The 15,025-nt window shown below is 47.1% G+C and carries 9 protein-coding genes; all 9 read right to left on the bottom strand.

The window, feature by feature from the left end:
* Positions 1 to 341: 341 nt before the first annotated feature.
* Positions 342 to 3,071 carry an alpha-mannosidase gene (locus G519_RS0138450; protein ID WP_029199046.1) on the bottom strand — a complete coding sequence of 910 codons (2,730 nt, stop codon included), beginning with the start codon at positions 3,069 to 3,071 and terminating at the stop codon, positions 342 to 344.
* 3 nt (positions 3,072 to 3,074) lie between these two features.
* On the bottom strand, positions 3,075 to 6,212 hold the full coding sequence (locus G519_RS0138445; protein WP_029199045.1) for a beta-galactosidase: 3,138 nt from the start codon (positions 6,210 to 6,212) through the stop codon (positions 3,075 to 3,077).
* A complete protein-coding gene (locus G519_RS0138440) occupies positions 6,209 to 7,528 on the bottom strand; it encodes a glycoside hydrolase family 125 protein (protein WP_029199044.1) in 1,320 nt (439 codons plus the stop codon). The genes G519_RS0138445 and G519_RS0138440 overlap by 4 nt, the downstream gene beginning before the upstream one ends.
* A 46-nt stretch (positions 7,529 to 7,574) precedes the next feature.
* Complete coding sequence (locus tag G519_RS0138435; RefSeq protein WP_029199043.1) at positions 7,575 to 8,492, bottom strand: carbohydrate ABC transporter permease; 918 nt, start codon at positions 8,490 to 8,492, stop codon at positions 7,575 to 7,577.
* A 29-nt stretch (positions 8,493 to 8,521) separates the two neighbouring features.
* Positions 8,522 to 9,460, bottom strand: a complete 939-nt coding sequence (locus tag G519_RS0138430; RefSeq protein ID WP_029199042.1) for an ABC transporter permease — start codon at positions 9,458 to 9,460, stop codon at positions 8,522 to 8,524.
* Positions 9,461 to 9,536: 76 nt separating this feature from the next.
* Entirely contained in the window at positions 9,537 to 11,006 is a 1,470-nt protein-coding gene (locus tag G519_RS0138425; RefSeq protein ID WP_029199041.1) for an ABC transporter substrate-binding protein, read from the bottom strand.
* Between the two features lie 174 nt (positions 11,007 to 11,180).
* Positions 11,181 to 12,704: a response regulator transcription factor gene (locus G519_RS0138420; protein WP_307720097.1), complete on the bottom strand. Its 1,524-nt coding sequence runs from the start codon at positions 12,702 to 12,704 to the stop codon at positions 11,181 to 11,183.
* Positions 12,694 to 14,517 (bottom strand): sensor histidine kinase, encoded by a 1,824-nt coding sequence (locus G519_RS0138415; protein WP_029199039.1) that lies wholly within the window; start codon positions 14,515 to 14,517, stop codon positions 12,694 to 12,696. The genes G519_RS0138420 and G519_RS0138415 overlap by 11 nt, the downstream gene beginning before the upstream one ends.
* A 33-nt stretch (positions 14,518 to 14,550) precedes the next feature.
* Complete coding sequence (locus G519_RS0138410; RefSeq protein ID WP_029199038.1) at positions 14,551 to 14,817, bottom strand: hypothetical protein; 267 nt, start codon at positions 14,815 to 14,817, stop codon at positions 14,551 to 14,553.
* Between the last annotated feature and the right edge of the window lie 208 nt (positions 14,818 to 15,025).

The following is a 15,025-nucleotide window of genomic DNA, read 5'->3' as shown; positions in this document are numbered from 1 at the left end:
ACCGCAAAACATTTCAATTAAATCTAAAAATAGACCAAACTAAAGTCTGTAGACTTAGATTGGTCTATTTGCGTCAATTTCCGTTATGCCTCACTACTCATTGCTCAATCCAAAACTGCTCAATTCGCCAACCTCACCAGACGTACCAATTCAGAAAATTCAGCTCACGCTTTGTGAATTCATAGCCTGAATACCGCTTCCATTGGATTTACTCCAGTGGAACTTGGGATTTGACAGTCTAGAATTGCGCTTTTCGAAGCAGGAGAGTCGATTACATTGGACAAATTCCAATGTAATCATTGATTTCAAGCTAAATACCTCTTCAAATGTTCCAACTAAGCTTATCGTTGAATCCCGACGGTAACAATTTCGCAAGGACCTGTCGGCAATGACAATTGGCCTTCGGCGTCAGCTTCAATGCTCGGGCCATGTACTTCCATAATCGTACTCTTATAGAAGGAGTATAGAGGTATGTTGGAACTGAGTTTGAGCTCGGTGTTTTGGGAGCTCATGTTGTACCAACGGAGCATCAGATCGCCGTTTCCTTCATTCATTTTCATGGAGGAAAAACCTATCTTATCGCCTTCCCAATGGAATGGTGCATACGTCGGTGCAATTCGTCCAGTGTGAATGCCCGTTTGACACAACGTCCACGGAATTTGGAACTGGTAGGCTTGCTGGTAAGCGCCGTATTGTTCGCCTTCGCCGTTATACGGAATGAGGGTCATTCGGACGGTGTGCTCGCCCAGACACTGCGCTTCCGGCGTCGGGAACAAGCCCCAGTCGCCAAGCTCGCCAACCGCACGAAGTAGCGTCACGGCAATCGTGTTGCGTCTGTCTCGCAAAACCTCGTATTCATTTAATCCGAGGTTAGCAACTACAAGACCAGCTTCCGCTTCGCTTACATCAATGAATGCCTGTTGATGCTGCGTATTGCTTGGATTTTCCCACTCGGCAGACGGCGTGTTGTCGCGCTGCGGGATCTCAAACATGGAGTCCACTCGGTGAACTTGTGTATTCAGATCAGATGGGAACAACATCCGTAAACGGTGATCTTTGGCCTGATTGTTGAAGGATGCTTCGATTTCTACCCCTTTGCCGCCGCGGCTCAGACTGATAATGGTACGGATCTGCATAGGTACCATGCGAGCTGATCGCTGCGCTTTCCTGTGTGGAAAGTAGATCAAATCGCGCTGCTCTTCTTCCAGTAATTCGTCCGCTGACGCAGGAATTTCCCAGTCGTGAACAATTTCAAACGATGTCTGATAGGGCGTATCCTTTAACACACGGATATTTGCAGCCAAGCCTTGCGTTGTAAGCGGCGTCTCGCCATCCGGTTGTTTGTACATATATTCGTTACCGATATCCCCGGTATTCTCATATACGCCTAAATCCCTGTAAGTTCGGCCATTCTTCTTGTCTGTCAATGTGAATGAACCGTTATCCGCGATTACGACCTTAAGCGATTCATTCTCCAACACCCGGTCTCCCGCTAACAGTGAGGAATCAACAGTCTCCTCTTCCCTTTTGACCCAAGCGTATGTCTTCAGTCCCAAAGCAGGAACCTTCTCCGCTTCAAAGGTCAGCTTCACTTTGCGGCACATATATGGCTGACGGAACTTGTCGTCCGGCAAATCGTAACCGAACTGCAGTCCGAGATCTTCAAACGTACATGCAGCGACGTTCCCCAGCTCGTCCACGAGTGTACGGCCCGAAAGATCCGCCGCCTTCGCAAAACTGCTTGCTTCTTCCAGCGTGTATCCATCACGGAAGTACAAACGCAAGGCATCAAGCTCGATACTCACAACACCAGTACGCTCCCATCCGGTTGTATTAAAAACAACGACCGGCAAGGCGTTTTCGCCCGCTTGCGCAAAGCTCGACGTATCGATTGCTTCAGCAATCGCTCGTTTGCTGTCATCGACGATCGCTTCGGCCACATGACGGCTTTTCTCGAAGCGCGTCACCATTTCCCGGTGAACTTCGTCTACAGAACAGCCGCAAATGCTATCGTGCGGATGATTCTGCATTAATGTTTTCCAAGCATAGGTGAACAGATGAAGCGGGTATTTCTCCCCAACTTCGAGGACATGTGCGAAAGCGGCCAGCGGTTCAGCCACTTTTTCCAGCATCGCTTGCCCCAGCTGATTCATCTGCTTCAAGTAAACACGAGCCGAAGCAGTGTTCACGAGCGTAGACCAACCGTCTGTCCGTTGACTGCGAAGCTCACCTTTTACCGTAGAAAGCTCATGCTTCAAGGAACGCTGAACAGCCTGCAAGTAATCGATAAAATTCGAATGAACAAAATTCGTATCCGGATACAGCTCGCGCGCAGCTTGAATCGCCTCGGGCAAGTCCAATTGAACCGGTTGATGGTCACAGCCATTCATAAAGAGCAGCTCGCCAGTCGATGCATATTTCTCAGCGTCCGCTAGCTTCCGCTCCCAGTATGCTTTCGCTTCTTCCCGGTCTACTGGAATTTCATTTCCGTTCGAATACCAGTTGGCGAAAAGAATGCCGAGTACTTGGGAGCCATCGGGTCCTTCCCAAAGCAGTTCCGAGAATGACGATTCATAATCTCCGTCAGAAACAGTATTGTTAAAACCAGTCGGCTTCACGCCGCGGCCAAACAAAGCATTCGTGATCCCTGACTGCTGCATCAATTGCGGCGTTTGGCCTACAAGACCGAACGTATCGGGAAAATAACCGATCTTCGAAACATCGCCATATTTCTTCGCATCTTGATGCCCGATCTGCATATTTCGTACATTGGCTTCGCCGCTGGTCAGAAATGCATCTTGCAAAATATACCACGGACCTATTAAAATACGGCCGTCCTGAATAAATTTGGTCAATCGATCCTTTTGATCCGGTCTGACCTGGAGGTAATCCTCCAGAATGATCGTTTGACCGTCCAAAAAGAAGCTGCGATATTTCGCATCCTGATCCATTTTATCCAGCAGCGTATCTACTAGCTTAACGAGACGAACATGATGCTTCTCATAGGGTAAATACCATTCCCGGTCCCAATGCGTATGGGAAATGATATGAGCGGTTCTCTTGGTGCTCATCGTTTAACTCCTTTCAATATGGACTTCGTCAGGACGGTATACAGAGATGAGATTGCCTTGCGCATCTGCAGCAAAGAGAACGGAACGCTCTTTCTCTAGCGTAAATGCATAGGTTGCCTCGCTATCCGTATCCTTCACTTCGATATTCACATTCCATGCAAATTCAGATACGAATACATACAGGAATCCATTCTTAAAGCGTAGCTTCCTTCCGTAAACACCTGCAATGTCGCCGCCTTGCACCCATTCCAATCCGCTTTCACAGCCCGCGGCATTGATGGCATAACGATAAAGGCGAGCGACCGTGTCCAGTCGTTCGTTCAATTCAACAGGCAGCGGACTCCAAATGAGTCTGCCTTTGCCCAGCGGAATATCGACAATCGCATCGCCAGAGCTTCCCGACACAGATACAGTACCCGTTTCCGAACGTCCAACCCGCACTTCCTTTACGACCTCAGCTATTCGGCGTTTATCAAAGGATACCGGGAGTGCTGCGCCTTGCAGCCCAAGCATTTCTTCCCGTCGAACATTCTGAAGTTCTGCTTCACCTAGTTCATCGATAAGACGCGGCGTTTGCTTCCAATACGCATCAAGGCTGAGCGGACCTGTCGCCAGCAGCGTCGCACCTGTACGCTGAACAATATCTACAAGCTTCAGCCAAGCTTGTTCATCAAGATTGTGCGCGCTCGGCAAAATGATCAGCTTCGCCGGCTGCTCCTCCAGCGCATCCAAATGATACTCAGATGCCGCACGGAACGGCATATTCATTTGATACGACAACACACGCGTCATTCTAGTCGTCGCATCAAACGCCAATTTCCGATTGGAAAAATCGTTCGAATAAGGGAAAATCGCGACGATATCCTCCAACATCCGATCCTGGAACAAATCTCTGATTCCAGCCATAAACCGCCCGAAATCGTATGAAACATCAGCTTCTGGCTTCTCTGTGCCATCAGCACGAAGCGCGCCGATATGCGATTCGTTAGCATTATCCATATAGAAGTTAGTATTCCAAATCCAGTGAATAGCACCAGCGCCTCCGGTTGCGAAAGCATAGGCATATTTGCGCTCCAACAAACTGCGCAGTTCGTTCTCCGAACGTTTAGCGCGTCCATCTGGTGTCTCCACGTACATGATGCCTGTTTCTTGAATGACGTTCGGCTTATTGGCTGTTTTGGCAAAAATGCCGTCCCAAACGAGGTTATCGTTGAGCCACCACGAGTGCACGGTTGTATAGTCAACTGCCTCCTCATAAAACAAAGGCGAAGGCCGTTGCGCGCCAAGCGCTTCATCCTGTCCAACCACCACAAGATGATCCGGACTGATCTCTTTAATCGTATTGTAGAGCTCTTTGGCCCAACGGTTATGCATCTCCATCGAGAACAGACAGTAATCCAGCCAGCGCGTTCCTTTTTTGCCCTTATGCATATCCTGCACGTCAAAATTGATTTCTCCAGCCTCTGGAATAGCTGCCGCTTCAAATGCAGGAAGCTGTTCAGGCGACATATTCCATCGCTCCTGAAGAAGTTCAATGCTGCCATGACGCTGCTTAAGCCACTCTACAAAAGCCTGCCGTTCGTAGATATCCCGGGTGGAACGAGGTCCCTCGGAAAAAATCAGCGCAGGATCAAACATCGAAGGCTCGTTAATCAAATCCCAATCCACATGCGTCGTTGCACGGTGACGCGAAACAATGGAGCGGATAAACCGCTTCTGTGCCTCTACGCTTTGCGGATCGAGATAAGGGTTAACCCCTTCCCAAGTTTCTGGCGTAAAGGAGAAGAAGGTGAACGTAACCTGGAGATTGTGCTTCTTAGCCGTTAAGAAGAAAGCATCAATAGCTCTCAGAACCTCTTCGGAAGCATGTCCATCCACCTGCATAATATTGCGGTAAGCCGTCCAAATCCCTGTTCGAATCCAATTGATGCCGGCTTTGGCCATCTGGGCCATGTCTCGATCCCAGACATCGCTATTGGGAAGGAACAAGAATTTGCGAGCAACATCGGAAGTCATATACGTCATGCCGACGATCAGCAGCGGACGTCCGTCCTTAATGAAATAATCGCGATCGCAGGTAATCGGTTGTCCCTCCGCAAGCAGCAAGGGATCATGCCCCCAGAAGCCTTGACGAAGCGCGCGAAGCTCTCCATCCTCAGACGTTGCCTGGCAAATCACATGATATAAGCCAGGTTGTATGTCAATCGGCACCGGAATTCGCACCACGTTGAATTCTTTATTCACTTGGGCAGTCAAACGATGGGACCACACAATCTGTGCGGTACCCTCATACGCTACACGAAGATCAAATGTCCATTGCTTCGAGGCAGCTCCAGCTTGCAGCCCTCCGATAAGCTGAGTCTGAAGCGTCAGCATGGCATGTTCTCCCGGCTCGAAGCTGGCATAATTCGGCTTAATCCACAGTTCCGTAACGCCATTTGCGCAAAATGCCGCCCACCCCATCAATGCTTGAGCACCGCCATCATTCCAAAACGAAGGACTAAGCGGTACATTGACAAACATCCAGCGCGAACCGATAAACGCGCCCCGCGAGTTTTCCCAAAGCACGACAGGCGCAGCCACTTCGCGGCCGTCCTTGCTGATGCTTTTCAAAAGCGGATAAATCTGTGTGCTCATGGTACCCGCAGCTCCCATTTGATCGGGCAAGTCGCTGTTGCGAGTCGTGTGCGGCACCATATTCCACGTATCTGCAAGCGCGAACATCGAATCCTGCCCCTGAAGCAGCGGCAAGGTTTCTAACGCGGAATAGGAGCGCATAGGAACGGCTTCAACACAAAGTATTTCATGAATGTATAACTGCTGATGATAAGCGGTCTGCTCCGACTCTATTTGCCAGCCGTCAGCTTCCCGGCGCACAGGCCGTTTGAAGGCGGCGCCGCCAATACTGAGCAGCCCGCCGCCGCGTTTCAAGAATGCAAGGATCTCCGGCCATACGGACTTTGGGAAATACGGAGCGTGCATATTAACAAAACATCCGCCTACCTCTGCCTGGAGAGCTTCTCCCAGTGCTTCGGCGCCTACTACAATAGCACCTTGCTCCGCAAGCAGATTAGCATGTACTTCATAAGAATTGCTGATCGGGAATGCGGCATCATAGAAAATAATGACCGGTTGACTCATAGCAAACCATCCTTCATCGCTTTATACACCAACTGGGAGAATAAACTGTTCGACCAAGCGAACCATTTTCGCGTAAAAATCGTTGGATCATCGACATGAAAGCCCTCGTGCATAAACCCGGTGTCAGCGTCCGTTGCTTCAAGCATCGCAATCATAGCCAGCTTCTCTTCTGCTGTGGAAGCCGTCAAGCCTTGCATGGACAAAGCCATATGCCAAATGTAATCGTCTGGCGTATGCGGACTACCGATGCCTCTGGCAACTTTGCCTTCGAAGTAAAACGGATTCTCTTTGCTTAGCGCAAATCGTCTTGTATTCTGATAGATCGGATCATCCGCCGACACATAACCCAGATACGGAATCGACATCAGTCCAGGAGTGCCCGCATCATCCATCAAGCAGTAATTGCCGAAACCGTCTGTCTCATAAGCATAGATCGGACCAAATTCAGGATGACGATAGATGCCGTACAGCTGAATGCCATGGTCGATATCCGCTTCAAGAGCTTTCAGCTCTTGGAGGAAGTCCATATCCCTGAACACCCACTCCGCAAACTCTTTCATATGGCGAAGAGCCACAACCGCGAACATATTCGCTGGAATATTGTAATGAAAATCGCAGGCATCGTCGCTTGAACGAAAGCCTGACCATACCATGCCCGTGTAATTCACAGGCATCCCCATCCCGTTATTGCGCAGCGAATCCGTCGGAATTCCGTTATTGCGCGTGAACCGATAAGGGGACTTTTCAAAGTGATATTGTTCCGTCTTAAACAATTCGTAGATTTTAAACATCGCAGCTTTAAATCCTGCATCGAAAATATCCGTTAACTCCGTTTCCTTCCAATACGCATAAGCCAGCCGCATCGAGAAGCATAACGAATCCAGTTCAAATTTACGTTCCCATACCCATGGCGACATTTCCGTTTGATCCGCCTTGTTCCAGTGCCAATCGTTCGCTGATTCGTTGAACGCATTGGCATATGGATCGATATGAATATATTGGATATGACGCTTGATTAAGCCGCTAATGATGCGCTGTAGATCAGAATCCTGTTTGGCAAATGGCACATAGTGCATGACTTGTTCCACAGAATCGCGCAGCCACAAAGCCGGGATATCTCCGGTGATGACGAAGGTCGTGCCATCCTCCATCAATTTGGTCGTCGTCTCTAATGTATTAGGAAAACAATTTTTAAATAGCTGCAACAGCTTCGGACGATGTGCCAGCTTCTCCTCGGCTTCCAGCAATACCTCTTGAATGGCCTTTGGCAGCTCCAGCTTCGGCATCGGAATTTTCGGCAGTCTGAATTGTTCCACGGTAAGTCCTCCAAATTTTTCTAGTTTCGAAGAATGCAATTTTACGTTACTCTTTCACGGCACCAATCGTCAAGCCTTGAATAAAGTAACGTTGGAAGAACGGATAAGCAAAAATAATCGGCCCGGTTGCAAGAACAACCATCGCCATACGGGACGTATCCTGCGGCAGCGATTGCAGTAAGCCTACGCCAACAGAAGGGTTGCTTGTATTCTGGAGCAGGAATTGCATGCTGTTCTCAATCCGCATCAACATCGATTGTAAAGGCACTAGTTTCGGTGTATCGATATAGAGCAGCGCATTAAACCAATCGTTCCAGTATCCCAAAGTACTGAACAAACCTATAGTGGCTAGTCCCGGAAGCGAAAGCGGCAGCACCAGTCTGACGAAAATCCCAAATTCGCCGGCCCCGTCGATTTTCCCAGATTCAATAATGGCGTCAGGAACAGATGTGACGAAGAAAGTACGCATAATCATAATATAAAATGCATTTCCGGCCAAAGGTAAAATCAAAGCCCAGACCGAATCTTTAAGTCCCATCAATTGAGTAACAACGATATATGTCGGTACAAGTCCACCGTTAAACAGCATCGTGAAGAAAGCAAAAAAACCGAAGGCATTGCGGAATTTAAAGCTTTTGCGTGAAATCGCATAAGCAAACGTAGCAGTGATAAGCAAGCTTACAATCGTCCCTACCACAGTTACAAGAATGGTAACGCCATAGGAAAGCAGCAGCTGATCACCCGCTTTGAAGAGATAGCGATAAGCCTCGAGGCTCCATTTCTCTGGGATAATGCGGTATCCATTCGTACTTAACGACTTCTCATCCGTAAATGAAATGATCGTTACAAACAAAAACGGAAAGATACAAGCGAGCGCAAAGAGACCCGCAATAAGATTAAAGAGTATATTCAAAGCAGGCGGCAATTTATGAAAATCACGGCTTTTAATTGGTTTAGCAATCATTTGAATGTCCTCCTTTCCATGAAAATAGCTTAGAACAATGCATTATCTTTATCGAATTTTCGAACGATATAGTTCGAAGTCATAACCAGAATGAACCCAATAACCGACTGGTAAAGACCGGCTGCGGTACTCATACCGATTTCTCCCGTAGATTTGAGGCCACGGTAAACATACGTATCAATAACATTCGTTACGGAATACAGCGTTCCTGAATCTCTTGGCACCTGCAGGAACAATCCGAAGTCTGCATAGAAAATGCGTCCGATTGCCAGCAGTGTCAGAATCGTCATGAGCGGCTTCAGCATGGGGAAGGTAATATGCTTGATTTGCTGCCATTTGCTCGCTCCATCAATCATCGCAGCTTCATACAGCGATTTGTCGATCCCCATGATCGCGGCCAAATACACTACACTGCTGTAACCGACCGATTTCCACAGATAAACAAAAATGATAATAAGAGGCCAATACGTCTTGTCGTTATACCAACGGATCGGATCGATTCCAAACCCGGAGAGAATGTGATTCAGCATACCTTTATCTACACTTAGAAAGCTGAACACGAAGTAACCAACGATTACCCACGATAGGAAGTACGGCAGGAACATCCCTGTTTGATACAGCTTCGCAAGTTTTTTATTGACGATTTCCGATAACACAATGGCTAACCCCACGGATAGCACAAGCCCTGCAATAATAAAGACAATATTATAGAGCAGCGTGTTCCTCGTAATGATATAGGCGTCATTGGTGCTGAATAAAAATTTGAAATTTTGCAGTCCTACCCATTTGCTTTCCATAATACTTGCCCAAAACCCGTCGCGACTATAGCGATACTGCTTAAAAGCAATCACCATGCCGGCCATCGGCAAATAAGAGAAGAACAGGAACCAAAGCGTCGCTGGCAATGCCATCAGCAGCAGAACTCTACTTTGTTTAACATCTTTAAAAAATGCTCCTATTCCTTTCATAAAATCACCCCTCTAGATCATTGTAGTGAAAAAGATCAGGCGAATGTTGGACATTCGCCTAATCAACTAATCTGAATTATTTTTTATTCGCTGCTTTCCAAGCATCAATCTGACTTTGCGCTTCAGCCATGATTTTATCCAAACCAGCCTTTTTGAACTTTTCGTTGGCTAGCGGAATGTATTTATCCGGATCTACCGTACCCGTCATCAATGTTGCCCAGAATTCTTCTTTTACGTTTTGAACCGCGGCGATTTCGTTGATCACTTTGGATGGATCGAAGTTGAAGCCAAGCAATGGTGCAGGTTTGCCGGTATCGTTAAACTTCTTGAACTCTTCCCATTTGTTCGCAGGATCCTTAACATCTTTATACGTCAGCAGAACGTTTCCGAGTGAGAAAGTCGGCATATCGTAGTTTTTGGATTCTGGTAAGTTTTCCATTTTATCGTTATCGACTTTTTTGTAATGAACTCCTTCAATACCGGAATCGACCATATTACGAAGCACAGGATCGGTGTTCAGCAAGTTCAGGAATTCCATGGCTTTTTCCGGATATTTGGAATTAGCCGAGATCGCTTGCATGGAGCCCATAACGGACCAGTTGTAGATCAAAGCAGGGCTTGCCGCCTTGGAAACAACCGGATAACCATAGCTAGCTGACCAAAGGTTGTCTGCAAAAGGTTGATTCGTCGCTTTATCCGCGAACCATTTGCCAGTTACTTGTACATCGTTAAGCGAGGAAAGCGTCGATGCTTCTGTAGGAACATATCCCGCTTTGTAGTATTTGTTCATGGTTTTAAGTGCTTGCTTCATTTCTGGCGTATCAAAAATGTTTACCACTTTGAAATCCGGATTGTTTACACTCACGGCCATCGGCATTTTCTCGATAATGTAATCATAAGGCACATATGGCATGTAATTTTTATCAACGGCTAATCCATAAATGTTAGGTTCTTTTTCTTTGATTGTTTTGAGCAATGGCTCCAAACTTTCAAGCGAGCTCACATTATCCAGGCTAAGGTTGTATTTGTCGGCCAGGTTTTTGTTGAAACGCCATACGTCTTGAGCTGGCAGCTCTTTATTGGCAGGTACGCCGTAATTATGCCCGTCCACTTTGGAGCCGTTAAGAAAGGCAGGATCCAATTCTTTCACGATACCTTGTCCATTTTTTTGAAGAAGCTCGTCAATCGGCTTAAATGCGCCTTTACGCACGTTTTGCACGTAATCAAAAGCCCATGAAGACGTAAACATAATGTCCATTGGTGTGCCGGATGCTGTCATGACTTGCATTTTCTGTGCGTAGTCGCCCCAGTCCGCCATATTCATTTTCACGGTAACGCCGATTTTTTCCGCGGTATATTTACTAACTTCAGCCATGACGCGGTCAACGTCTTTTTGCGGTGTTCCGATTGTGTACCAGATTAACTCTACCGGTTTATTTGTCGTTTCATTCCCTTTCGCACCGCCGGCATCTTTGCTGCCGCACGCACTAAGAGCCATGGAAACGGCTAGCGTCAATCCTAGTGTGGTGACCAAACGTTTTTTCATTTTGTATCCTCCCTGTTAAGTGCTCTATTGTATACGCCCCGTTGGGCTACCTTTACAGTACCTCATGAAAGCAGTTACAAATAGACGATAAACTAAATGAACCCTGTCTAAAGTTAAGAAAAAAGCAGCTATTTATCCTTTCCGTCAAAAAAAAGGACTGCTCCTCAGTTTTCCCTAGAGCAATCCTCTGTAATCCGTTGGGGAGATTCCCACATACTTTTTAAATTGTTTATAAAAGTAACCCAATTCTGAGTAGCCCACCTCATTGGCAATAACATGAACTTTTGAATGCGTGGTCTTGAGTAGTTCTTTCGCTTTTTCGATTCGGTACCGATTAATATACTCCGTAAAAGTCTCATTGATTTCCTTATGAAACAATTGTCCCAAGTAAACGGGGTGAATATGATAGTGCGCCCCCAGCATTTTGAGCGATAGCTCTTCAGCGTAAGACTGATGGATATATTTTAATACCTGCTGCACAATGGGACTTCGGACGTCTGAAATTAAGAAACCAATTGTTGTATGGGCAATCTCGAGGATGGCTGTTTCCAGCTCCTCGAGCGTTACCGCGCTCCTGATTTGGTGAAAAGCATGATTATAGGCATCCAGTTCCTCGGTGTGGCGAATCGCTTTAATCTCCAGCTTAAAATGAATGATCATCTCAAATGCAATATTCTGAAAATCGTGCGGTGTTATTCCCGGAAGGGCTTGAATTCGTTTGAAATCATTTTGAATTTGCTCCCGCAATTTCTCTTGATCTTTGGCAATAATTAGTTTCGCGTAGACTGGCCAGTCAATAATGGAGAAATCGACCTTTCGATTGTCTTGATTCATCGCAAGCTCCGTATAATCAATCATGTTCAGTTCCGGGTATACCCAGAAATACTCCTGCGCTTTCTTCGCGGCCGCATAGCTTTGTCCTGGCTGCTCTGGCAAAAGCTCTACACTGCCGATAGATATGCGGAGAGGACGATCCTGAAGATCAGTCTGAAGCTGCTGAAGCAATGCGGTCAAATCCGCTCTGCCGCGGTCGGCATCATCCATAGCTGCAAGCAGGACGATATCGCCATCCATATCGAAGAATGAGGTGATCCAATCGTAGGCTTGCACCTGATCGGAGATAAATTCGAAAACCGCTGCTGCATCCGAAGATACTCGGATTACAGAGGCTAACATATAAGCACGATCGAGGTTCATACCAAGAAGGTCCGCGCGTTCGTCAAATTCCAAAGGCGCAATCTGATTAGTTAACCAACGATGCAATGTGTTATCTTTCAATATTTGTTTGCTGTAGGCCTGAACCTGCTGATTCTCTTCCAACGTATTCAGCTTCTCGACCGTATTGTGAAGCGTTGCCTTGAGCTCTTGGATATTGATTGGCTTAAGCAGGTAATTTTCGATGCCGAGCTTCATGCCTTCTTTTAAATAGCTAAACTCATCGAAACCGCTAAGCACGATGACCTTCAAATCTGGATGAACGGTTCGGGCATGCCGAATCAGCTCCAAACCTGTCATCACCGGCATGGAAATATCCGTCAACAAAATATCCACCGATGTTTCCTGCATGGCATCCAAAGCCTTCTGCCCATTGCTGGCATGACCGACAATTTCCAACCCCGTTTCGGCCCAATCGATAATGTCATACAACCCTTCAATAATGAAAGGCTCGTCGTCCACAAGAAAAACCCTAAACATCATAGCCCTCTCTTCCGTCGTCCATAGGCAGCCATATATCAACTACCGTTCCTTTGCCTGGCTCACTACCTAATTTCAAGCCATACTTGCTGCCGTAGAGCAGCTTGAGGCGTTGATTGATGCTTCGCAAGCCGAAGGATTCCCCTTCGGTTTCCTCCGCTTGTAAAAAAGATTCTAGCTCGCTCAAACGCTCAGGTGTTATGCCGTTTCCGTTATCCTCCACCTGCACATGAAGGAACTCTTCCACTTGTTTCACTCGGATATGAAGCTCATTATCAATGCTTTCACTTCGCAAGCCATGAACGATGTAATTCTCAATCACGGGCTGCAGCGACATTTTCATAATGCGAGTAGATGCCAGCTTCCGATCCGATTCGATCGAATAGGTGAACTTGTCCTTATAACGAATCTGGAACAGCTCGAGATATAAGCGGCAAGCTTCAAGCTCATCCTTTAATGTATAAATCTTTTTCTGCTGTACCAGGCTCCGGAATAATGCGGATAAGCTGTAAATCATTTCGCCAACGTCATGAGCTCCATGAGAGATAGCTCGCATCCGAATAACTTCGAGTGTATTGTATAAAAAGTGAGGATTGACGCGAGCTTGCAGAGCCGTTAACTCGTTATGCTTCTGCTTAATATCCGCCTTATACACCCTATCGATATATTGATTCAACTCTTCGATCATCTCATTGAAGCTGCGCGAAATTTGTCCCAGCTCGTCCTCTCGCACATCCGGAATCCGTGCATTCAGATCACCTTGTTTGACTTTCCGCGTAAAACGAATGATCTGATTGGTGCGTTTAGAGACATTCATCACAACCAGAGAAGGAATCAGAATGGCGAAAAAGATACATATCGCACTAATCATAAAGATCGTGCTCCCAATTCGCCTCGAGGTTGCAGCAAGTTCATTCTTCGGAATGATCCCGACGACAATAAAGTCTCCTTTACTCTGCGTCAGCTTCGTCACATAACCGCTTTGATTTGAACCGCTATTCTCGTACAACGAACTAACCTGATCCATGAACGGATAGGGCTTGCCGTAATACTGATCCGAAGAATCAAACAAGACGCCTCCATCCGGTGATAGAACAAGAATCGTTCCCTTTAACTCTTCCTTATCATCGGGCAGAATCTTCCATATGCCGTCCGAGCTGAAATACACGATCTGTTGTCCTATATTTTTCAAGGATTGCTTGTCGTTAATTGGCGTCCTAATCGAGTAAAGATGGTTATCCCATTGACCTGCGGCTTCACGGACCCAAATATTCGGCAAGGTAACGCTTTTGCTATCAAGCGCCATGACTTCAGGTATGTAGGAATGGGCTGCATTCGTGGGAACGATCTTCAATTGCCGGTTACGATCCAGCACATATAAGGTCATCTGATCCACGCTGTACAGCATCAAACTGCGAATATCTTCGTCGTCTTCCACCCGGTTTTTAAAATATTGCAGGCCGGCATTCCACGTGCTGTTGCCGCCTAAATTGTATTGCTCCAGACCATGCTGCACATACTCTTGGAAGGGGTGCGTCAACATGAAAGAGATGCCCGCGGCAAGCGAGCTATCCCGATATAAGCCGAACACGATAGACTGTGCTGAATCATATTTCCCACCCAAATAATTGTTCACATTCGTCATGGCCTTCTTCTGTATATCCAGCTGTCGATTGATCGCCGCTTGCGACATCGAATGATACATGAAATAAGAAAACGAAATAATCGTAATGACGGTAATCAATGAGAACAAGAGCAGCAGCTTCATAAACAAATTATTTTTCAAGTAATTTCGGTACATCTTGCGGAACCCCATCCTGCCATCAACTCCTGCTGTTAATCGGGTACATTATAGCATATCAGAGATCGCACATGAATTCGCATCCGTTTTGGCATTAATATCGCCAAAGAATGATAACCTCTTCAAGCATAAGCCCGCTAACTCGTCTGCTTTCAGCCGCTGAGAGGTCCTTTTCTGACGGCTCGCGCCAACTTCGCTCCATTCGAGCCTCCGAGACGGCCTTTTCTGCCTTCTCAGGATGCAAAGCCAGCTCGCTCGTCTGCTTTCAGCCGCTGAGAGGTCCTTTTCTGACGGCTCGCGCCAACTTCGCTCCATTCGAGCCTCCGAGACGGCCTTTTCTGCCTTCTCAGGATGCAAACCCAGCTCGCTCGTCTGCTTTCAGCCGCTGAGAGGTCCTTTTCTGACGGCTCGCGCCAACTTCGCTCCATTCGAGCCTCCGAGACGGCCTTTTCTGCCTTCTCAGGATGCAAACCCAGCTCGCTCGTCTGCTTTCAGCCGCTGAGAGGTCCTTTTCTGACGGCTC

The organism is Paenibacillus alginolyticus DSM 5050 = NBRC 15375 (assembly GCF_000422905.1).
Lineage (GTDB): Bacteria > Bacillota > Bacilli > Paenibacillales > NBRC-103111 > Paenibacillus_E > Paenibacillus_E alginolyticus.
The sequence above is the reverse complement of the archived record's forward strand: the minus strand, read 5'-3'. Positions and strand labels throughout refer to the sequence as shown.

Excerpts from the sequence above, each read along its gene's own strand:
- G519_RS0138425 (WP_029199041.1), bottom strand. The coding sequence starts at position 11,006 with ATGAAAAAACGTTTGGTCACCACACTAGGATTGACGCTAGCCGTTTCC.
- G519_RS0138450 (WP_029199046.1), bottom strand. The coding sequence starts at position 3,071 with ATGAGCACCAAGAGAACCGCTCATATCATTTCCCATACGCATTGGGAC.
- G519_RS0138415 (WP_029199039.1), bottom strand. The coding sequence starts at position 14,517 with ATGGGGTTCCGCAAGATGTACCGAAATTACTTGAAAAATAATTTGTTT.
- G519_RS0138430 (WP_029199042.1), bottom strand. The coding sequence starts at position 9,460 with ATGAAAGGAATAGGAGCATTTTTTAAAGATGTTAAACAAAGTAGAGTT.
- G519_RS0138410 (WP_029199038.1), bottom strand. The coding sequence starts at position 14,817 with ATGGAGCGAAGTTGGCGCGAGCCGTCAGAAAAGGACCTCTCAGCGGCT.
- G519_RS0138445 (WP_029199045.1), bottom strand. The coding sequence starts at position 6,212 with ATGAGTCAACCGGTCATTATTTTCTATGATGCCGCATTCCCGATCAGC.
- G519_RS0138420 (WP_307720097.1), bottom strand. The coding sequence starts at position 12,704 with ATGATGTTTAGGGTTTTTCTTGTGGACGACGAGCCTTTCATTATTGAA.
- G519_RS0138435 (WP_029199043.1), bottom strand. The coding sequence starts at position 8,492 with ATGATTGCTAAACCAATTAAAAGCCGTGATTTTCATAAATTGCCGCCT.